Source organism: Gemmatimonadota bacterium (assembly GCA_026705765.1).
GTDB lineage: Bacteria > Latescibacterota > UBA2968 > UBA2968 > UBA2968 > VXRD01.
The window spans coordinates 23,865-44,246 of sequence record JAPPAB010000137.1; the positions used below are offsets into that span (position 1 = coordinate 23,865).

20 protein-coding genes are annotated in these 20,382 nt (G+C 51.3%); 1 reads left to right on the top strand and 19 read right to left on the bottom strand.

Translation table 11 applies throughout. The features are described from left to right. Positions 1 to 261: 261 nt before the first annotated feature. The 16 genes from OXH16_18270 to OXH16_18345 all read right to left on the bottom strand — a co-directional run bounded on the left by OXH16_18270 (position 262) and on the right by OXH16_18345 (position 15,740). Entirely contained in the window at positions 262 to 939 is a 678-nt protein-coding gene (locus OXH16_18270) for a hypothetical protein (protein ID MCY3683348.1), read from the bottom strand. After that, positions 932 to 1,393, bottom strand: coding sequence for a hypothetical protein (locus OXH16_18275; protein ID MCY3683349.1), 462 nt, complete (start codon positions 1,391 to 1,393; stop codon positions 932 to 934). Before OXH16_18275 ends, OXH16_18270 begins: the two co-directional genes overlap by 8 nt. Continuing rightward, positions 1,390 to 3,402 carry a GNAT family N-acetyltransferase gene (locus OXH16_18280; GenBank protein ID MCY3683350.1) on the bottom strand — a complete coding sequence of 671 codons (2,013 nt, stop codon included), beginning with the start codon at positions 3,400 to 3,402 and terminating at the stop codon, positions 1,390 to 1,392. Before OXH16_18280 ends, OXH16_18275 begins: the two co-directional genes overlap by 4 nt. A 250-nt stretch (positions 3,403 to 3,652) precedes the next feature. Continuing rightward, positions 3,653 to 4,015, bottom strand: coding sequence for a hypothetical protein (locus OXH16_18285; protein MCY3683351.1), 363 nt, complete (start codon positions 4,013 to 4,015; stop codon positions 3,653 to 3,655). Then, the gene (locus OXH16_18290; protein ID MCY3683352.1) at positions 3,984 to 4,571 is read right to left on the bottom strand and encodes an AAA family ATPase; all 588 of its coding nucleotides are present in this window, start codon (positions 4,569 to 4,571) and stop codon (positions 3,984 to 3,986) included. The genes OXH16_18285 and OXH16_18290 overlap by 32 nt, the downstream gene beginning before the upstream one ends. A 176-nt stretch (positions 4,572 to 4,747) precedes the next feature. Beyond that, the gene (locus OXH16_18295) at positions 4,748 to 6,079 is read right to left on the bottom strand and encodes a sulfatase (protein ID MCY3683353.1); all 1,332 of its coding nucleotides are present in this window, start codon (positions 6,077 to 6,079) and stop codon (positions 4,748 to 4,750) included. Beyond that, entirely contained in the window at positions 6,061 to 7,518 is a 1,458-nt protein-coding gene (locus OXH16_18300; protein ID MCY3683354.1) for a sulfatase, read from the bottom strand. The genes OXH16_18295 and OXH16_18300 overlap by 19 nt, the downstream gene beginning before the upstream one ends. 10 nt (positions 7,519 to 7,528) lie before the next feature. Beyond that, on the bottom strand, positions 7,529 to 8,191 hold the full coding sequence (locus OXH16_18305) for a hypothetical protein (GenBank protein MCY3683355.1): 663 nt from the start codon (positions 8,189 to 8,191) through the stop codon (positions 7,529 to 7,531). Positions 8,192 to 8,304: 113 nt separating this feature from the next. Further along, entirely contained in the window at positions 8,305 to 9,081 is a 777-nt protein-coding gene (locus OXH16_18310) for a phytanoyl-CoA dioxygenase family protein (protein MCY3683356.1), read from the bottom strand. Further along, the gene (locus OXH16_18315) at positions 9,081 to 10,535 is read right to left on the bottom strand and encodes an arylsulfatase (GenBank protein ID MCY3683357.1); all 1,455 of its coding nucleotides are present in this window, start codon (positions 10,533 to 10,535) and stop codon (positions 9,081 to 9,083) included. Before OXH16_18315 ends, OXH16_18310 begins: the two co-directional genes overlap by 1 nt. A 2-nt stretch (positions 10,536 to 10,537) precedes the next feature. Next, positions 10,538 to 10,942 (bottom strand): cupin domain-containing protein, encoded by a 405-nt coding sequence (locus tag OXH16_18320; GenBank protein MCY3683358.1) that lies wholly within the window; start codon positions 10,940 to 10,942, stop codon positions 10,538 to 10,540. Positions 10,943 to 10,944: 2 nt separating this feature from the next. Further along, positions 10,945 to 12,453, bottom strand: a complete 1,509-nt coding sequence (locus tag OXH16_18325; GenBank protein ID MCY3683359.1) for a 5-methyltetrahydropteroyltriglutamate--homocysteine methyltransferase — start codon at positions 12,451 to 12,453, stop codon at positions 10,945 to 10,947. Positions 12,454 to 12,458: 5 nt separating this feature from the next. Then, positions 12,459 to 12,821, bottom strand: a complete 363-nt coding sequence (locus tag OXH16_18330; GenBank protein ID MCY3683360.1) for a DsrE family protein — start codon at positions 12,819 to 12,821, stop codon at positions 12,459 to 12,461. 13 nt (positions 12,822 to 12,834) lie between these two features. After that, positions 12,835 to 13,074, bottom strand: coding sequence for a sulfurtransferase TusA family protein (locus OXH16_18335; protein MCY3683361.1), 240 nt, complete (start codon positions 13,072 to 13,074; stop codon positions 12,835 to 12,837). Positions 13,075 to 13,076: 2 nt separating this feature from the next. After that, positions 13,077 to 14,453, bottom strand: a complete 1,377-nt coding sequence (locus tag OXH16_18340; protein ID MCY3683362.1) for a sulfatase — start codon at positions 14,451 to 14,453, stop codon at positions 13,077 to 13,079. Between the two features lie 24 nt (positions 14,454 to 14,477). Beyond that, positions 14,478 to 15,740, bottom strand: coding sequence for a sulfatase-like hydrolase/transferase (locus tag OXH16_18345; protein ID MCY3683363.1), 1,263 nt, complete (start codon positions 15,738 to 15,740; stop codon positions 14,478 to 14,480). Between the two features lie 159 nt (positions 15,741 to 15,899). Here OXH16_18345 and OXH16_18350 point away from each other — a divergent pair, with 159 nt between their 5' ends. Further along, entirely contained in the window at positions 15,900 to 16,748 is an 849-nt protein-coding gene (locus OXH16_18350) for a phytanoyl-CoA dioxygenase family protein (protein ID MCY3683364.1), read from the top strand. Here OXH16_18350 and OXH16_18355 read toward each other — a convergent pair. The 3 genes from OXH16_18355 to OXH16_18365 all read right to left on the bottom strand — a co-directional run. Then, on the bottom strand, positions 16,745 to 17,599 hold the full coding sequence (locus OXH16_18355) for a phytanoyl-CoA dioxygenase family protein (GenBank protein MCY3683365.1): 855 nt from the start codon (positions 17,597 to 17,599) through the stop codon (positions 16,745 to 16,747). The two genes, OXH16_18350 and OXH16_18355, sit on opposite strands and share 4 nt — an antisense overlap. Positions 17,600 to 17,616: 17 nt before the next feature. After that, a complete protein-coding gene (locus OXH16_18360; GenBank protein MCY3683366.1) occupies positions 17,617 to 18,900 on the bottom strand; it encodes a hypothetical protein in 1,284 nt (427 codons plus the stop codon). Between the two features lie 12 nt (positions 18,901 to 18,912). Continuing rightward, positions 18,913 to 20,382: sulfatase-like hydrolase/transferase (locus OXH16_18365; protein MCY3683367.1), on the bottom strand; the 1,470-nt coding region annotated here is incomplete at its 5' end.

The following is a 20,382-nucleotide window of genomic DNA, read 5'->3' on the forward strand; positions in this document are numbered from 1 at the left end:
CTCAAGATATTGGAGATGGACTTTTGAAAACCATTTGTCGCCAACTACATGTTTCAATAAGTCAATACCGAAAAATTGTATCCTGTAAGATGTCGAAGGAAAACTATTACAAACACCTGGTTGACACTGAAATTGTTTAACTCCTCTATTTCCGAAATCAAGATACCCAAAATAGATATAAAAGGGAAATTCTCCAATGTAGGAAGATCAGCAACGGTCCTATTCCATTCTAACTTTTAGCCAGATTCCCACTGGCGTGTACTAATCCTCTGCCACATTATCTAATTCCTGTAGCAGAACCCCATCAATCAAATCAATCAATTCTTGCACCGTCTCAACAGTGAGTTGCGGCGACTTAAAACCATGGGCAACCGCATCTCGCGTTTTCTGTGCGTGTTTGAGTTCGTGATATGTTTCTCGTGCAATGATCCCTTCAAAAGCCATTTGCTTAAGCAGATAATCGGGCGTTGCTGTTTCGCCCGCTATTTCCTCTTTCACCGCCAGGACTCTCAAAGTCGCTTCCGCCAAAGACCACCCCACAAGAAATGCAGCCTCTAAATGCCCGTTTTCCACAAATAGAGCCACTTCCACAATTTTTGAACGAATTTCTTCGACAGTAAATAGCGAAGCTCCATTCACAAAAAATGAATTTTCTGGTCCCAATAAAAACAACTCAAATTTCCAGTCAGCCTCGTTTTTGACAATTTTTGCCAATTCATTGACTTGAGGAAAATCAGAAACCTGTCCACGCACTCTTACTTCGACCACAATATGCTCATCGCCTTTATGCACAATCAAATCTGGCCGAAACGCCTGTAAAAAATCAGGTAATTGATCGCCCTGAGGTTCGATCAACACATCATAGCCTTTGTCGCGATATACTTGCCCAACTTTCTGGACACGCTGGCTTTCGCTCTCATGAGCAGTTAAGTCAGCCATTGAACACATCTTCCTTTATTTGGCGTTTCATTTTTTGGAAAGATCGATATTCTTCAGGCTTAACATACCGCCAGGATTGAGGAGCTACAAAATTCGAGAATAGATTTCTCAGCTTGCTCAAATCAACCGGATTTTCATATTCCCAAACGTCCGTGACTTGCAGGGCATAAGCAATTTCACACCCTTCATAATAGGTATCAAAACCTCGCTTATCGACACCAGCGAGTTCAGATACCTCATTCCAAATTTCCTCGGGCGAACCCTGCCAAACATGTCCCACGCGGAAACCGCCGCGGAGTTGCCTGACAGGGCTTGACACGTAAATAAATACATCACGGTCCTCTATACAGGACGCAATACGCCTACGCAACTCGGCTTTTTTTAATCCTTCAAAAATCAAGTCTGCATAACAAGGCTTCAATGACAAAAGTAATGGTTTTGTTATTGTGTTCATGGCCTACCCGGGTATCCAAGGTGAAAGAGTTTACAGAATGTTTCTGTAGGTATTTTTAATGGAGATCGTAGCCCCAGCCCAACATTATCCTCTTTGAAAACCGTTCTCATCGCCTCTAATGAAACCGGCTGTGGAAAAGGAAATGTGTGCGAAAATCTCAACGCCATGATCTCTGTTTCTGTATTACGACCACACATTTCATAGAGATGCTTCCAATCCAGTATCCCGAGATTTTTAAATTTCTTGAATAGCACTTTGGGAGTACCTATCTCAACATCATCAAGGTGGGATACCGCCACAATTTGTTTTTTACCACTTACGTACCACAAAATCCGGGCGGGTGGCTTAAGCATCTTATGGTGAGTTTTCTTTTTATAATAAATGTTATCCCAGCGCAACAATACCTTGGTATTTCCTCCGAAGAGATCTTCGGCTGATTGGTGGATGTCAATAAGACTCATCGCATAACCTGGGCGAATCGGTATTAGAAAGTAATTCTGAACAGTCCCCAAATTCAAAGGTGAACAGTGTCGGACAAGCTCAATATCTGACATATTCTGATAATTACTTGTGGATTCGGGACATAATTCAGCAATAGCAGATAATACTTCTTGGCGTTCAAGGCAACGCGAAAAACAAAATCTCACAAAACCGTCGTTACATTTTGTAAATCCCATCATCAAAAGATCTGACTCTAGGCTAGGAGTAAGAGAGGCTTGCTCAAATTTCACCATGCTGAGATTCTTTTCTACGGCCTTGTCAACAGTATCCACAATGAGATAACGTTCGAATAGTGAATCCACAGAAGATGAGACTCTACTAAAAGGTACAGCAAGTATTTTTTTCCCACTATTCGTGAGAACTCTAAGCGCTATGGCTTTATTTTTTAACCAGAGTATCTTGCATTCATATTGATTGGGCTTCGCAAGAAAAACATTCAATTTTTCTCTGAAATTACCTTTTCTCTCTCCTTGGACAAGGAATGAATCAAATGGAAAAACTGCAAGTTCACCAGATTTCAATCGGCGCCATTCAAGACTAAAGCCCGAAACACGAGCGGGTGTATAAGATTGCCTTTCGGAAAGTTCGTGGAGTTGAATAATTAACTCATTCGGGGATAACACCTGAAGCTTAGTCAGTTCGGAAATTTTCTTTGCCTTTTTTAAAAAAGCTTGGTCCCTTGTAACAAAAGTGTTTATATCGGAAGCAGCAGCCTTTGCTAATTGTCTAACATCGGATTCCTGGTTTGGCCTATTATCGGGTAAAATTTTCCTTAAAATTTCATCAAAATTTTCAACCAAGCGTGGCTCGGGCTCTACCGGAAAGAAATTTTGGGCTCTATTTCGGGATTTTATGCGCTGATTGAGATCGCTATTTCGGTTGATTTCATTGAATATTTCATCCGTAACCCGAAGGTTGAGAGAATCTATAAAAAAATCAGAGAGTAGCTCTTTGGAGGGCCCTGACTTGTCACTATCTATCTCATCAAAATCAAAGAAAATTTGCGCGTCAATAATGACATCAAAAGTGTCATCTGATGTTTTCGCTTGAAAAAGTTTCAATTGGTCATCTTCGGCCAGAGTAAGACACCAATGAGTCAGAAGATGCCCGTCTTTAGATCGCCCAGGTTTTTCACCAAAGGCCACAAACCCTAATTGAGGCCAAAGCTTATCCGCTGGAAAATCACGACGGCAATGTAGTTTTATGACCTTCTGGGTAGTAGCAGAATTCTTTAGAAACTCAATAAGCTGCTTTGCGATGCCTTGGTCTCGAGAATTTTCTGACACGCAAAGTTGGGCTATACGGAAATAGTTTGTATAAGCAGCAAAAAGAAGATATCCCACAAGTTGACCATCATCAGTTTTGGCACCTAACGCGCCTCCTTTTTTTATAAAACCGTCTAAAAGAGTTTCTTTGGTAAGAAAGCCGAGCGTCCTAATGTTGTGTTTCATTAAATCGTCCACTGCTTCGATATCAGTAGATTTCAGTTGTAAGATAATTGGCTTCACATCTTTCCTTTCTGCTGTTCCACTACTGCGATGACAGACGGGAGCCTACCGCGTAGGGGGTACGGGGCCTGCCCCTACATGTCTTAAGCAGGGGACCGTCCCCAACACCATCTCGACCATCCCACCAAACCCTCATCCTGTCCATCTTTTCATTACTGGATAGAACCACTCCAGTGCAGGCTCTGCCCATCCTGATGAACTGGCCTGACACCAGTTGCACACCGCTTCAGACAGTTTCCACCACATCTCATCATCTGAGAAGCATGAAGGTTGACAGGGGCATGCTAACGATTCGGGGATCGTCAACTTCTTCGGAATTGTCCTGCGTGATCAGCAGGCCAAAAGCGGCATTGTTCACTGATTTTTCGAGAAATGACCGAATGCCCAGCGTATCCCGTAAGGGATCTATCCTGCGTTGATATTTGATTTCTACCGGCACGCGTTGAGCACCGACAGTCAAAACAAAATCCACTTCGCGGTCTATTCCCCGTTCGGGAAAATGGGCGATGTCCAATCCGTGAATCGTCGAGGCAGTTGCGCCGAAAATACTCTCCGCGAGATGCCCGGCTAATGTGGTGAGTTCAGGACGCTCTGTCAGGGCTTCCGACGTCAATAGTGTTAGTGCGCCCTGCCAGACTATACCAGCCTCTTTCAGTCTCCAGTTCGGAACTTTCAGTAACGACAACTTTCACAGAGGCATTATCTACGAGAAACTTGAGTTGTGCATCCCAGCCGTCCAGATTCTGAATCTCGTCAAAAAAGAGATATGCCTTCTGGCCATCTCGCGCTAACGCATTGAAACGCGCCCCTGTTATCTTTCGTTCAAACCAGCGGGAAATGGCGAGAATCGGATCCTCTATCCTTTGCAACGATGCCAATTCCTCAAACTGCACGCGAAGGATGCTTGTGGGAGGCACGCCTTCGTCGAGCAAATCCGCAATAATTTGAAACTGTGCCGTCGTCTTTCCTACCTGGCGCGGGCCTCGCACCACGATGATAGGAGCTATCTCCGCATCCAGACGGCGACGCATCTGCACGACCAGATGGCGGCGCGTTTGCGGTTGCAGAGGCATGGGATCGCCCTCCCACCACGGGTTCAGATCACGCAAGTCAGCGACCAATTGCGGCGGGAGCCCGCTATCGGCAAAAAGCGAATCCTGACTGCTCATGATCAATCCTTTCTCCAAAGTATTGCATTTCGACAACGCGAAACGCCAGCTACCTCCACATCCCAATAATATACAGCATCAGTGCCAAATCCAGACAATTTCCACCACATCCCGTCCATCCCTATATGCACTAAATGAGCGACCTGCCTTTCATCCTGTCCATCCTTCCATCCTGCCTATCCTGATCCAAAGTGTCTCCCTTCTTTAGCTGCTTGCCATTGGTCTTCTGTGTCGATCTCGGCACCGGAATCGCCCTGTTGTTTCATCCAGCAATCGAGCTCGGCAGACAGGCTTTTCTTCGCCTCTGCGTGCGCGGGATCATCGGCCAGATTATTCAACTCGCAGGGATCCTCATCCATGCGATACAACTGCTCGGGCGGGCGGCGCATGTATCGATCCACCAAAAACCGCGTATGCTCATTAAACGTCGTATCAAAAACCCACGTTGGCCAGTACTGATGCCATCGAAACTGCCCCATCAGATGCTTCTCAATATAGATCGCCTCGGGCGTCAAATTGCGAATATAGTGATACGTACCATCCGTCACCGCGCGAATCGGATAGGGCGGACCCTCGGGAATATTATTATGCATAAAATACGCGAACGCCCGATGCGCATCTGCCTCGCCCAAAAGCACAGACATAAAACTCGACCCATCAAAATCAATCGCATCGGAATCACCGCCCGCAGCCTCAATCAGCGTTGGCGCGACATCCTCATACTGAATAACCGCATCGGTATATCCCGGCTTCACCACGCCGGGCCAGCGCACAATAAAACCCGTATGAACACCCGTATTCCAATTTGTCCACTTGCACCCGGGAAACTGCGACCCCTGCTCAGACGTAAAAATCACCAGCGTATTATCCGCCTTCCCGGACTCATCCAGCACCGCGAGAATCTCACCGACCTCCTGATCCAGCACCTCAATCTCCGCCAAATACCTGGCATAATCGCTCCGCGTCTCCTCTGTATCTGCCAGATACGGAGGCAACTTCAACGCATCCAGATCAAAATGCTCGGGATTGCCCAGCGTCCACGGCGCGTGCGGCTCAAAAAGACCCGCCACAAGACAAAAAGGCGTATCCCGACACGCTTCCACAAACGCGCGAATACCCGCAACGCCAAACTCGGGATCGGGATGTGTGCATCCCCCCTCAATACCCGGCACATATTCAAACGGAAAACTCTTATTGGGACCCACGTGCTTCTTGCCACAAAGCCCCACGCGATACCCCAGATCCCCCAGAAAATGCGGAAGACTCTTCGTCCCCGGACGCGCGGCAGAATGATTCCAGCACGAACCATTGCGCGCTGGGTACAACCCCGTATAAAGCGCCGTACGACACGGATTGCACATCGCCATAGGCAAATACGCCCGATTAAAAACCAGACCTTCCCGCGCCAAACCGTCAATATTCGGCGTATCCACATTCTGCCCACCGTAAAGCGACAAATCGAGATACGTCGCATCATCTGCAATCATAATCAAAATATTCGGTCCCATAACCCCTCCTTTTTAAGTCCCAACCGAATCAACAATTCCGACGGCGCATCAATAGCGCGCAACTTTTCAACCATCAAACGCTGCATACGGGCCAGAGCATCTGATTCACCATCGGCGAGATCATTCTCCTGCTCGGGATCCGAAGGCATGTGATACAACCGCGTCTTGTGCTTCTCGGGATGTCGCGCAGGCGTCTGCTTGCTCCGAAGCACATCGGCGCCCCAATCAAACTGATTCCGATTCGCAATAATACTCGAATACGCATACACCGGCGGATTGGACTCATCCACCCCCTGCAACAGCACATACTCCCCATCGGTAATATTGCACGTCCCCGAAAACTGACCGTACAAAATCGCATCGCGCCCGGGCGCATCCTCATCCCGCAGAAACGGAATCAAACTCTGCCCGTGCAAATTCACCCCATCGGGCACCCCCAACCCCATAGCCTCTACCACAGTCGGAAAATAATCAACCGGCTGCGCAAACTGCACAGGACGCGCACCGTGACCAAACTCGGGATGCCACACAATCATCGGAATCCGCGTAATCTCATTCCAGAGCACCCAGTTCTTTCCCGTGCGCCCGTGATCGCCATTGTGCGTCCCGTGATCCGACGCGAGAATAATCATCGTATCATCCATCAACCCCATATTCTCAACCTGATCGAGAAAATGCCCCACCCAGCGATCCACCATCGTCACCTCACCCGCATAAATCGCCTGCACCCGCTTCAACTCCGCCTCCGTCAAATTGCCATCCACCCAATCGTAAGGCGCAACCGGATACTCCATCACATCGTCTTCCGAATCATCGTACAACTTCACATAGTGGCGTGGCGGATCCCATGGTTCGTGCGGATCAAAAGAATCAATCATCAAAAAGAACTCTTGATCGGCATTGTGCTGAAGCCACCGCGCCGCCCTCGAAAACAACTGCGGCGAAAACCAGTCGCGCTCTTCTTTCCGGATATATTGCGCATTGCGAAAATGCGGTTGCTCGGGCCTGTTATGCGGCGGATAATCCAGCGTCCGATTCTCAAAAACAATATCCGAATCCGTCACATACCGGTCCCGCTCCTGCCCGCGCACAAAATCAAATCCCGAAAACGGACGCCAGTACCCACTGCCCGGATTGCTCGTCCAATGGTGATACACATCCGTAAAAAAATAGGACACCTTACCCGCCTCATGCACCGTCCCACCCAGTGTCACATCATCAGGCTCTATACCGCCCCATCCCCGCCATGGAAACTCGTATCGCCCCGTCGCAATATCCCGGCGACACGGCAGCGTGGGATACGAAGCCAAATACGCATTCTCAAAAACCGCGCCCCGCTCGGCAAAACGATCTATATTCGGCGTGTGAATCCGCGAATTGTCATAACACCCCACGTGATCTCGACGCCATGTATCCAGCACAATCAAAATAACATTCATAAAAAACTCCTCATGTTAAAACCCCTTCTACCCTCACCCGCAGATCCGCCACAGAACCACCCGCGGTATTGAGCACCGCAGGACCATCATAACCATTCGCCTTGAGCGCGAGGACCACATCCATATCATCCTCCCCAATCGTCACCATACCCATACGCTCCACATACTTATCCACAATCCCAACAGCGTTATCAACATCCATCGCATTGAGCCAGATATGTGCGCGCTCGGGCAAATCGGGCATCAAAACATCAAAATCCGCCGCACTTTCCAAACACGTATCCACCCCATTCCCGATATTCAGCGTCACATCTGGAATATTCTCAAGCAACGCCTGCACACCCCTCACCAGAGCCTCGCGCGCCTCGCGGGAACGCGCACCACAGAGAAAACTCGCACACCGCAAGCGAAGAGCCCGCGCCAGATGAACATCCCACTCAACCTGCCGAAAATTAGAACCTGGATCATCGCGCACATGTAACCCCATCAACGCCACACCCGCATCGTCAAAATAATCGCGAATCATCCTCACCGAAGCATCTGGATGAAAAGGCGAACTCGCCGTAAACGCACAATGCAACACCATAGCATCAAAACCCGCTGCCTTTGCAATCTTCAAGGCAGCGGGCAACACGGCTTTTGGACACATAACAGGATCAAAACACAAACGCACAATAAGCCTCCTTCTCTCTTTCCCTCAACCCCCAATCGGTCAGCTATCAGCCCAACCAGCCCCAGTCCCTCTTTTTCATCTGCGTTCATCTGCGTCATCTGCGGATCACACTTCTACATCCCCTCCCAATACGCCCACATATCATCCGGATCTTCAAACTTGAGATCATCCCAATTCGTCCATCGAAAACGCGTAATAATCGCCATGCGAATCTCATTGCTACAATTCATACTCGCGCTGTGAATCAAATGACTGTGCCAGATCATCGCGGACCCCGCTGGCCCTGAAATCTCCTCATAATCCTCCTCATCCCAATCGAGAATCTCCAGCGGCCTCGTCGAACGCGGTTCGCCCTCGTAAATCGGCAAATCGTAAAACTTCTTACCCAGACTCACCCGCGAATGGGTCTTGAAATAATCCGCCATGTGTTTATGCGTCCCCGGCCACACGCAGGTACCACCACCCTGGGGCTTCACATCATTGAGATACAGCGTAATACCCACCGTCCAATTATTCACAACACCGCTGCCAAGCCCGTGCCCATCCATGTGATTACCCCTGGGTTCTTCCCACTCCCCACCCTGCGGAAACCGCAAATTTGCCGACGTAACTGGTGGATGCAAAGGCGCCAAACGCCCCTTACCAGCCAACTCTTCAACCATACTGTACAGCGGCGAATCGTAAACCAACGCGTGAAACGCCGCGTGCCCATCCATCCCCTGAGACCCCTCTTTCCCAACCCACGTAGAAGGATCATTGCGATCCACAGGCAAATGATCCCAAATCACATCTCGCGCGGCTTCCATCTGTTCGGGCGTCACCACATCGCGTTTAATCACATAGCCCTTCTCTCGAAACGCCTCTTTATCATCAACCGTCAAATAAGCCATCACACGCTCCTTCCATCGGCGATATACCGCTCGACCATCTCCCTGAACTCGCGCACAATACCCGGTTCTCTGCCAAACAGATTATAAGACTCAAACGGATCATCTCCCATATGATAAAGCTGACCCCTTGCCCCCGGCACAGGACCCGTGCCCGCACACCCATCTATACCGCGCCCCATATCTCCGGAATTGTCACAATCGACAATCAACTTCCAATCCCCACGCCGAATCGAAAACACCCCCATGCAGGAATGGTGTATCAAATCATCCCGAACAGGCTCAGTCTCACCCATCAACGCGGGCAAAAAACTCGCACTATCTTCCCCCGCATCTTCTGGAAGCGTCTCCCCCACAATATCCGCCACAGTCGCCATAAAATCCTGCAACCCAACCAGCGCATCGCAAACCGAATTGGGCGCAACAACACCTGGCCAGCGCGCGATAAACGGCTCTCTGTGTCCTCCCTCCCAGATAAACCCCTTAAAACCGCGCCAATCACCACAAGACTTATGACCATACGTGCGACCATCACAACCCGGCAAAGCACCATTATCACTCGTCACAATAACCAGCGTATCATCCGCCAACCCACAGCGATCCAGCGCATCCATCACCTGCCCCACCATCCAGTCAACCAGCGCGACCATATCCCCCCGGGGACCTGCCTCACTCGCACCGCGCAAAAACTCCGGCACACATTCGACCGTACACGGTTCATGCGGCGCAGAAGCCGCCAGATAAAGAAAAAAAGGCGTATCTTCATCCCTCGCCCGCTCCTCAATATACGCCACAGCCTTCTCCGTAAAAGCCGGATCCGCCTCCTTGTGGTCCCAATCCGGAATCATCAACCCGCGCCGACCACCCGCCATCTCAACCGGCTTTTGCACACTCGGAACACCCACCGTCTGATCCTGATCGATAAAACAATAAGGCGGTTGCGCCGTCGAACAACCCGATGTCCCGTAAAACCTGTCAAATCCCAATTCAATTGGTCCCCCCGCAATCGGCTTTGAAAAATCGATCTTATCTTCCTCCACAGGATCGGGTGACCCACCCGGCCACGGCAGGGGCTGGTCAAAATCAAACACCTCACCATCCTTCACACCCCAACCCAAACCCAAATGCCACTTGCCAAAACACCCCGTGTGATAGCCACACTTCTTCAACAAAGAAGCCACCGTCACGCGCTCGGGCTCAATCAACGGCAATTCGTAATTGAACAACACATGGGCCTTCAATTCTGTACGCCAGCAATAACGCCCGGTCAAAATCCCATATCGCGTGGGCGTACACACCGCCGAAGGCGAATGTGCATCCGTAAACCGCATCCCCTCGCGCGCCAACCGATCCATATACGGCGTGGGGATCTTCGACTGCGGATTATAATACCCCACATCGCCATAGCCCATATCATCGGCGAGGATATAAACAATATTCGGACGTGTATTAGACATCTCTAATCCCTCATATTAATCCACGGTTCATCCCCCGACACATCAACCAGCACTTCACCATCGAATTTAGCCGGAGACAAAATCGCCAAAAAAACCAGATCCTCATCCCCGGCATTATACGTCCCGTGCACCATATCCATCGGAATATGCGCCGCATCTCCCGGACCCAGAATTCGCGAATCCCTATCCACCCACTGCTCCGCCGTCCCTGCAATCACATAAATAATCTCTTCCATACACGGATGGCGATGAAACGCATGCGCCTTGCCCGGCGGCATCGTCACCCGCACCAGCAACAAATGATCCGCCTCGGTCAACCCCTCCCGACTGATCCACTCGTGCGGACCCCACGGCAATTCCTCCACCTGCACATCGCCTTGCCTGATAAACCTCAACACATCTGACATAGTTATCCCCCACCGATCAAATCGCGCGCATCGACAATAGCTTTCAACTTTGCCTCCGCCACATGTGCCGAAGCCACGGGATTATCGGCGAACGTGGCAAAACCGCAATCCGGTGTCAGCAAAACGCGCGCTTCTCCAAACAGATTGATCGCCTGTGAAATTCGCCGCCGAATATCTTCTACCAACTCCACCGAATCCAGCTTCTGATTCACCACACCAACCCCCACGCGCTTATCGTCCGGAACCGCTTTCAACACATCCACATCACCAGCCCGCTCAGTGCAAAGCTCCAGAAACAGCGCCCCCACATCCACCCGTTTCAGCACATCCATCAGCGCGCCATACCCCCCGGAAAGCGCCGCGGACTCATCCCGCGTCCAATTGCCCCGGCAAATATGCAACCCCAGCCGCTCCCCCGGCAAACCCCGCACAACCTCATTCAACAAACCGACCGCAAAGTCAAGCTCCATCGACGCCTCTAACTTCTCGCTCAATGCCCCACACATAAAACTGCGATTCCCGGTCGCACTCCCAAAAACCACCTCTGTCAAAACCGGCTCATCGAACTGCACCAGCGCAACACCCGCTGCCAGCAAAAAATGCACCTCCTCCCGCAAAACCCGCACCACATCCCGCGCCAGTTCATCCCGCGACTCGTACGGACGCTCCCTGAGACAATCCAGCCACATCGTACGCGTCAGCAAATAAGGCCCGGGCAGCGCCACCTTCACTGGCTTATCCGAACAAGAACTCGCAAACTCAAACTCGTGAACCGCCAGCGGACGGCTCCGCCCCAACTTCCCGTACACCACCGGATGCCGCACCTCAGCCGCCGGAACATCCAGCGCGCGCAACTCCTTCTCAAACTTCTCCGAATCATCCACCATCGCCGTCAAATCGCTCAGCGGAATAAGCTGGCAATTATCCAGCAACCCACCCACAAAACTCGCATAACTATCCCGACGCTGCTCCCCATCCGTCAGCACATCAACCCCTGCGCGAGACTGCGCGCCAATACAAAGCCGCACCGCATCATCTGCCGTCGCCTGAAACTCTGCGTCATCCAGCCTGCCCTCGAGCCGATCGTGTACCGCCTGCAGCATCCAGCGAGGACGCGGCCAACTCCCAATCCCCATAACAGACAGCGGCGCAATCCCCGGCGCGGGCGCAGGACCCGGCAGCGACTCGGGAATCGTCACCGCCACCCGAAGCTGCTCCCCAACAGAAGCCACAGCCCGCCCGCGGTCCTCAAACGGCCCCTTGCAAACGAGATAACTGCGCTGCCGCCCCACCTTTGTCCACGACACCAGTTCATTGCTCGTCAACCGACACCATGCGGGCAACTCGACCTCAACCGTCGCATCCGTAGATAAAATCTCTAACAATCCACCGCGCGCCAGCGGATCGATATGCCGGCGAATCAGCAATAACAAACCGCCGCCGCAATCCAAATCCCCACCATCAAAACTGACATCGGGCGTATATTCGTGTCGTACTATCGGCTCCAACACACCTCCTAATACGTAATACAGGGCGTCCCATCGGAAAGAAACTCCACCAGCGCAGCGCCCCCAACCATAATCGCCCCATCGACCAGATTATTCTCATCCAAACCGCGCTTCTTAAAACACGGCGCACACACGTAAATCGTTCCCCCACCACCTACAAACAAATCCATAAGATCCTTCAGCGGCAAAAAGCCCTCCTCCGCCACATCGTCGGCATAGCCCTTCTGGGAAAGCCGAACGCCCTCCGTAGTCATAAAAAGGAGTGTCTCCTTCTCCGACCCCAGCGCGGCATTGGCAACTACAAAAGCCACAGTCGCTTTATCCGTATCGTCCTTCGCACAAGTCAAACTAACACAAAATTTTCCAGCCACTTTTACTCCTTTACTATGTTGATTTCTGTTCTATCCAGTAAAACGGGTGAGCCGCGTGAACCATCCGCCGCCCGGTCATGCGGCACCAGGCGGGCAAATCAACAGGCGCGCCAGGATCATACGCCGTAAGCTTCAAAACCTCACCCTCCTCGAGCTTTTGCATCCGCATTCGAAGCAAAATAATAACCTCGCCGCACCCCATGTGTCCCGCATCCCATTCATCGGCTGCGACAATATCCCGTTCATCCGACATCTTCACTCCTGCGGCAATTCCTCGGCACTGATATCGATCTCCTCGATCAGCCGCGCCAGATCTGCTTCCACTTCTGCCTGCACATCGGCATACGCCGGATCGCCATACACACTCGTCATCTCCCAGGGATCCTTCTCCAAATCGAACAAATCGCGCTCGCCGGTTCGATGTACCGCGAGCGTATAATTTTGCGTACGCACGCCATAGTGCTTCGTCGGCCCATCCCAATACGCATAAAAAGCCGACTGCCGCCAATCCTCTGGCGTCTCCCCCTCGCACAGCGCGCGAAAACTTCTGCCCTGCACCTGTGCATCGGGCTGCAACCCTGCAAAATCGAGATACGTCGCACCAAAATCCACATTCACCACAATATCCTCATTCACCGAACCCGGTGCAATCGCTCTCGGATACCGCATCACATAAGGCATGAGCAGTGACTCCTCCAAAATCAACCGCTTATCAAAATACGAATGCTCGCCCAAAAACATACCCTGGTCAGAAGTATATACCACAAGCGTATTCTCCGTCAACCCCTCCTCATCCAGAAAATCCAGCAACCGCCCCACACCCTCATCAATCGCCACAATACACCGCAAATAATCCTTCACATACTTCTGATAAGCCGCGTGAATCTTCTCCGTCGTATTCATCCCCGTCGTATCCAACCGCCCCGTAGGCCACGCTCTTCCCCGGACGCCCTCATCCATCCGCTCGGCCTGCATAAGAATCGTGCGATGGTGATTCTCCAACGCGCTGGACACCTTGTCAAACGGCTTATACAAATTCGACGGCTCGGGCAAATCCCCATCCGTGAACAAATCCGCATGACGGGGCGCGTACTCCCACAAACCATGGGGCGCCTTGTGGTGGCACAGCATCAAAAAAGGCTTATCCGGATCGCGCGCCTTCAACCAATTGAGCGACAAGTCCGTAATAATATCCGTCGCGTACCCCTCGTACTGCGTTGGCTCGCCATTGCGCGTAAACGACGGATTAAAATAAGCCCCCTGTCCCGGCAACACCTCCCAATAATCAAACCCATCGGGCTCAGACCCCAAATGCCACTTACCCGCAATACCCGTTTGATATCCGGAAGCCTGCAACTGCCGCACAAAATTGGGGTGATCGTCACTCAGAGGTTGATTCAACCGCAACACCCCATTTTTATGGCTATATTGCCCCGTAATAATACTCGCCCTGCTCGGCGAACACAGCGCATTGTTGCAAATACAATTGTCAAACCGCATCCCCTCATTGGCGATGCGGTCAATATTCGGTGTATCCACCACCTCATTCAACCATCCGTTATAACAACTGATAGCATTCACAGTATGATCATCAGACATAATGTAGAGAATATTGGGACGTGGATCAGACATTAAAACCTCCATGTGTAAAAAATATCACCTCTCCGGAACATAATCATCGACGAACTCCGGCATCATATCCAACACCTTCTGCAAGCGCTCACGCGCCTCTTCGGCATCGACATCGCCCTGCCCCAAAACAATATCGTACTCTTCCAGCCGATCTGCAGGCACATCGTAAAACCGTCCATCGTGATAAATTTTAAACCGATGTTCCCGCGCAAACTGTCCCGCGTGATCTTGACCAAAGCCAAAACGCGGATTATAATGACAAAAAATCCAATCCCTCGGATTACCTCCCTCACCCCGCAACTGGGGCAAAAAACTCCGCCCATCGCACGGCATTCCCTCAGGAATGGGCGCATCGGCCAAATCCATCAGCGTCGGCAAAAAATCGCTAAAATCCACCAGATCATCTAACACCACGCCCTGTGGCACCACACCCTGCCAAAAAGCAATAAAAGGCACATGCGTCCCCGCATCGGGCATCGTACCCTTACCACCCACAATCTCAACACCACCCTCAAGCTGAGACGTAATCGTGCGATGCGTACCATTATCACTTGTGAACATCACCAGTGTATTCTCGAGCAAACCGAGCGCCTCGAGCCTCTCCACAATCCGCCCCACCAGCTTATCGGCATACGCCACCATATCGGCAAAATAGCGCGTATTCTGCTCACCCCTCCGACCTCTATCCCGCCACTCCGGGCTATCGGGCGTGGGAACAAAAGGCGCGTGAACCAGAATCATAGGATAATAGGCAAAAAAAGGCACATCCCGATGTCGCTCAATAAAATCCAGCAAATAATCACAACAAATATCGGGACCATACCGATCTTCGATATAATCGTCTGGCAGCCATTCCCCATTGCATTCAATTTGCGGATTTGCATATCGCCCTTTGGCAACGCGCGCAGGGTCTTCTGGAAGCGGCGTCATATTCCACAAACAATGCTCGTCAAACCCAAAATGCGCCGGCATCTTATTATCCTTGCTCAACTGCCACTTGCCCGCAACACACGTAGCATACCCCGCATCCTGTAACAAATTGCCAAACGTCTTTTCTTTGGGATTCAAATAGGCGAACCTGTCGTAATTTCGAAAATTGTACTGCCCCGTCATAATCTCCACACGAGAAGGCGTACACAGCGGCGTCGAATAACAATGCGAAAAGCGAATCCCCCGCGATGCCAGATCATCCAACACTGGCGTCTCATACGTCGTACTCCCATAACAACTCAAACACTCAAACCCCATATCATCTGCCATAATCAGCACAATATTTGGTCTCGCCATACATTCCTCCAATGCATAAACCCGGAGCCAATTTAACACGATAGCATTGCTATATCAATTCTCTTCTGGCACCACTATGAATCTGGTTGACACACCAATGCCGTAGATAATACTATATATTTTCCGTGGAAACAACAGAACAAAGGGGAAGGACAAAAAATGAACATCTCGCTCACATCAACAGAACGAAGCTCTGGCGAACTGGCAAAAGACAAATTGGCAAATGCGATAGAGGCAATTCGAAAAGACGGCTATGTCATCATCGAACAAGTGGTGGATCACGCGATCCTCGACGCCCTCAAAACGCGCATGGATGAAGACTCTGCAAAGCTGATTGAGGCACAAAAATGGGGTGGCGCAGGTGGCGTACAAGGGCATTTACAACAAGGACCCCCACCATTTGACCCATACCTATCTCCAGACATCCTCGTCAACCCTTATGCCGTTCAGATCTCACGAGAAATGCTGGGTAAAGGGTTTTACTGTTGTTTTTACAACGGCAACACCAACACGCCAAACAGCACCTTTCAACCCCTTCATTCTGACGGCGTTCACCTCTGGGGAGAGCAAAACCGCCCCCATCCAGCAACCCAACTCATCATCAACATCTTTCCCCAGGACACATCTAACAAAAACGGATCGACACAAATCTGGCCGGGTTCGCACCTCGACATGCGCCCCGTAACAGACGAAACAGAAGCCGACCGTCAATCCTTTTCCCCACCCATTCAAGCCACCTTGCAAAAAGGCGACATCCTGATCCGCGATTCGCGCCTCTGGCATCGCGGCGTGCCAAATCCCTCCGACCACAACCGCCACATGATCGCAGTTGTGTACAACATCGGGTGGCTGGTCAGACGGCGAACACTCTTCTTTGATAAAAGCAGTGAAAAAATATTCGAAGCAAGCGGCATCGATCCCAATGCCGAATTCATCGACCCCCCGTTCGAATACCTGTTTGAAATGGCGTGCAAAAAAATAAAAAACGACCCCATGCGAGGCGTCTAATCCACTTCATTCTCGCTCGGCATAACCGCCCAATCGGTGCGCAGTTCGGCAACGAGTTCAGCCGGTGGTTGCATAAAACGCTTAACCCGGACACTGGCTTTGGCCTGTCGCCCAGGTCCGGCCAGTTTCCAAGCGTTGTAGTGAAATTTGCCTTCGGGTTGCATCACGCGGACGTTCAACGTACGGCGAGGCTTCCGGGTCTGGTTCATGCCGGCGCAGTGCAAGCAGGCCGCATTGACCACCAGCAGATCACCGGGATCGCCAATAACCTGGACTCTGTTGCTATAGTAATTCGGGTTGGAATCCGGCACCTCGGGTTCTTCGCCAGCCTTGAAGCGATGAGTACCCGGTATCACCGAAGTCGCACCGTTTTCCGCCGTGTACCCGTCAAGTAAAAAAAAGAACCACAGGCCCCTGTGCTTGCCATTGGCGGTAAAACCCGGGCGAAAATCGCGGTGGATGCCTTCAGATTGCTTTCCGGGGTTGTAGCGTTGGGTATTGGCGACAAGGTCAGAGAAGTGATAGGTCCCCAAGGCAGGCTCGCAAATCGCGTGAACAGTATCGTGGTCGAGCAATTCTATCGCCGCATCGCCCCATAAAAAACAGGCACGGGCATTGGGATTCAGGTCGAATTTGCGGTTCCCGTACTTATCGCCGATATTCACTTCAGACAGCTTCATCCCGCCACGCCAGGCGGCAATATAGTCATCGGCGGCACGCTGGGCGATATCGCGCAAAGGATCAAGGTACTCGGGTGCGATCTGATTCCGTATAATGGTAGAGCCGTCGCGGTCGAGATTGGCGACGTGTTCGCCCAGTTCGCTATCGCTAAGGGGATGGACCGGTCGCATGGGCTGGTCTCCTTATCTCACTCTTCCTGCTTTTGTTGATTTCGCAAAATCTCGTCGAGAAGCGGCAGTCCTTTGAGCCGCGCTTTCCAGTTTCGAGGCTGTTTTTCGGCAAGGCTCATAATGCCTTTATTGTATTTGAACCCCTCGCTGGTCACATTCTCAATAATCGGATGCCAACTATCCCCCGTGCGATCTCTCACAACCCCGACAGAGGGACCTCTAACCCGTTTGATCTTCCTATCATTCTTATCAAACCGTAGCTCTTTCAGGTATTCCTCCGGAACATTCGCAAGCCCCTTGAGTGCAATGGCCGCATTTGTCCCAAATATCGCATGGATATTCTTTACCGTAGTCCCATCTGCAAACACACCGGGTTTATAACGCTCATCCGCCTGATTCCGTTTCTCCACATAACCAGGTCCCATCGTCACGGCAAAAGCACAGCTCTTCACAGTCACACCGTCAATTTTGACAACGCCGTTTTGAGCTTTGTGTGGTCCAAGCAACACCGCAGTACTGCCATTCTCACAATATAGATTCTTTGCCGTAATATCATGCACTCCGCCGTTATGCCCTCCAGCACCCGTCTCCAGTCTAAAAGTCACCCCACCGCCAATGGCCTCGAGATTTTCAAAATGGATGGTCTCCCCCGCATGCATCTGAACCAAACCGTATCCCGGGCTGGTATTCGTACTTCTCAGGTTTCTCACCAGACCATCGGTGGGCCTGAAGACGCCCCCACTCTCCACATCCCTATCCCTGGACGGCGTAAAGATAAATGCAGAATAAGTGGTAAAACTATCCTTAACATCAATATCGGAGAGCAGGAAATTTTTGACCTTCCTGCAGTTGACGGTCCGTATGCCTTCCCCCGCCACACTTCCGCGATCTGAATAATCGACAATAAACTTACCGCCCAACCCGCGAATACTGACATTCTCTATGGATTCGGCATTCCCCCCTGCACCCAATCCAAAAACAATGGTCTTCGTACCTTTGGGCCAATAGGGTTTGATAACCGTATCTTTCTCGATCAACAGGTGCACATTGGACTTCAAATTGATACCCCCAAAACGATAAACCCCTTTCGGAACGATCAGGCGTCCGCCACCTTTTGCCGAGACCTCATCAATCGCTTTTTGCAATCGCTCACTCTGATTGCTCTCACCCCCATCATCAACCAGTCCGAAATCCGTCTTCAGATTCATCGTCAAACCATTTAGATCCATCGTTTCCACGTATGTCGCCTCCGCAACCGCAGTCATTACAAATAGGGTTATCATCAACAATACGGTCTTCATGGTTGTCTCTCCTCATTGACGCGCAACATAAACATAGTACGCGCCGCAGATGGGCTGGTTGCGCTCGTCGTCGAACCAGGTGTGCAAAAGCGTGGGACCCGGCTCCAGATCTACGGTAAACACAACACCCTGGTCGTCTGGCTTAACGGGCCTGGCGTAGAATTGTCCACCGATCAGCACACGCGCTCTGGCAATCGGCAGCGCAATTCCCGCTTTCAGTTCGCCATCGGTCAATTGAGCCGCCTGGCAAGCCTCTCTCAGCTTGAGGCCGCTCTCTCTCGGCCAGCGCCGCAGTTCAAAAGTGTACTTGCCAGCGGCTTTGACCAGCAGGTGCCAGTAACTGTTCTTCCGCACGGCCGTCCTCACCTGCCGCTGCTGATCCACAAAGACATCCCGCCACTCGCAAGCCGACAGCGTCATCGGATTCTCGGCCTCACTGCCGATGGTAATCCGCTGCACTTGATTGGCGACCGGTTCCACTTCTCGCCACCATGCATTTAGGTAATCCCGCATCTGCCGGACAGTGTCAGGATGCTGATCGGCAACGTCGAAATTCTGTTCGGGGTCGCTATCCAGATCATACAGTGCCGTTCCTTCAAGCAAGCGCCACCGTTTCCAGAGCACAGCGGCACCCTCGCGTCTTATGAACGAAGGGCTATCGGGCGTCGGGTAGTCCAACTCCCCGGGCATACGGCTGTAATTCACCGTCAACATGCGATCTTCCGGCACCTGCTCCGCACCCCGCAAAACCGGAGATAGGCTAATCCCGTCCAAACGCAATTCAGCCAGCGGTTCCAGCCCACAAAACTCGATCAAAGTCGGCAAAATATCCTGCGCCTGAGTCAATCCCTCAATCTCCCGGGGACTGCCCAGATCACCATTTGGCCAATGCAAGAAAAACGGTACCCGGTGCCCACCTTCCCATAGCTCACACTTTTTGCCCCGCATCCCGGCATTGTAATAGACAGGGCCGAAAGTACTGCCATTATCAGTCATAAAAATCAGGATGGTATCCCTATCTACGCCCTGTTCTTGCAGAAAGCGCCGAAGCGCACCGACCTGAGTATCCAAATTTCGAATCATAGCGAGAAAACGAATGATATTTTCTCGCAAATTTTCGGGAAGTGCAGGCAACTGGTGTTCATCCTCTGCAAATGCCGCCTCAATGGCCTCGCGGTCTTCGGCAGGCACAAAAAGTGGGGCGTGCGGGGCATTGGTCGGCAGGAAAGTGAAAAAGGGTTCTGAAGCCGCGATCCGTGCTTGCATCCACGCTTTTGCCGCGTTGAAAAAGACCTCGGTACAGTATCCTTCCTGTCGCACACGAGAGCCATTGTGACAATATACATCATCGAAGTAATCGTTCTCCCAGTAGTCGGGCACAGAACTGATATGAGAGGATGGAAACCAGAGACTTTCCTCAAAACCGCGGTCCTGAGGACGGTACGGATAGTTATCGCCCAGATGCCATTTGCCAAACACACC

What these genes read in the sequence shown, in the direction of transcription:
- OXH16_18270 (MCY3683348.1), bottom strand. Translation starts at nt 939, where the DNA reads ATGGCTGACTTAACTGCTCATGAGAGCGAAAGCCAGCGTGTCCAGAAA.
- OXH16_18275 (MCY3683349.1), bottom strand. Translation starts at nt 1,393, where the DNA reads ATGAACACAATAACAAAACCATTACTTTTGTCATTGAAGCCTTGTTAT.
- OXH16_18290 (MCY3683352.1), bottom strand. Translation starts at nt 4,571, where the DNA reads ATGAGCAGTCAGGATTCGCTTTTTGCCGATAGCGGGCTCCCGCCGCAA.
- OXH16_18295 (MCY3683353.1), bottom strand. Translation starts at nt 6,079, where the DNA reads ATGGGACCGAATATTTTGATTATGATTGCAGATGATGCGACGTATCTC.
- OXH16_18300 (MCY3683354.1), bottom strand. Translation starts at nt 7,518, where the DNA reads ATGAATGTTATTTTGATTGTGCTGGATACATGGCGTCGAGATCACGTG.
- OXH16_18310 (MCY3683356.1), bottom strand. Translation starts at nt 9,081, where the DNA reads ATGGCTTATTTGACGGTTGATGATAAAGAGGCGTTTCGAGAGAAGGGC.
- OXH16_18315 (MCY3683357.1), bottom strand. Translation starts at nt 10,535, where the DNA reads ATGTCTAATACACGTCCGAATATTGTTTATATCCTCGCCGATGATATG.
- OXH16_18320 (MCY3683358.1), bottom strand. Translation starts at nt 10,942, where the DNA reads ATGTCAGATGTGTTGAGGTTTATCAGGCAAGGCGATGTGCAGGTGGAG.
- OXH16_18335 (MCY3683361.1), bottom strand. Translation starts at nt 13,074, where the DNA reads ATGTCGGATGAACGGGATATTGTCGCAGCCGATGAATGGGATGCGGGA.
- OXH16_18340 (MCY3683362.1), bottom strand. Translation starts at nt 14,453, where the DNA reads ATGTCTGATCCACGTCCCAATATTCTCTACATTATGTCTGATGATCAT.
- OXH16_18345 (MCY3683363.1), bottom strand. Translation starts at nt 15,740, where the DNA reads ATGGCGAGACCAAATATTGTGCTGATTATGGCAGATGATATGGGGTTT.
- OXH16_18350 (MCY3683364.1), top strand. Translation starts at nt 15,900, where the DNA reads ATGAACATCTCGCTCACATCAACAGAACGAAGCTCTGGCGAACTGGCA.
- OXH16_18355 (MCY3683365.1), bottom strand. Translation starts at nt 17,599, where the DNA reads ATGCGACCGGTCCATCCCCTTAGCGATAGCGAACTGGGCGAACACGTC.
- OXH16_18360 (MCY3683366.1), bottom strand. Translation starts at nt 18,900, where the DNA reads ATGAAGACCGTATTGTTGATGATAACCCTATTTGTAATGACTGCGGTT.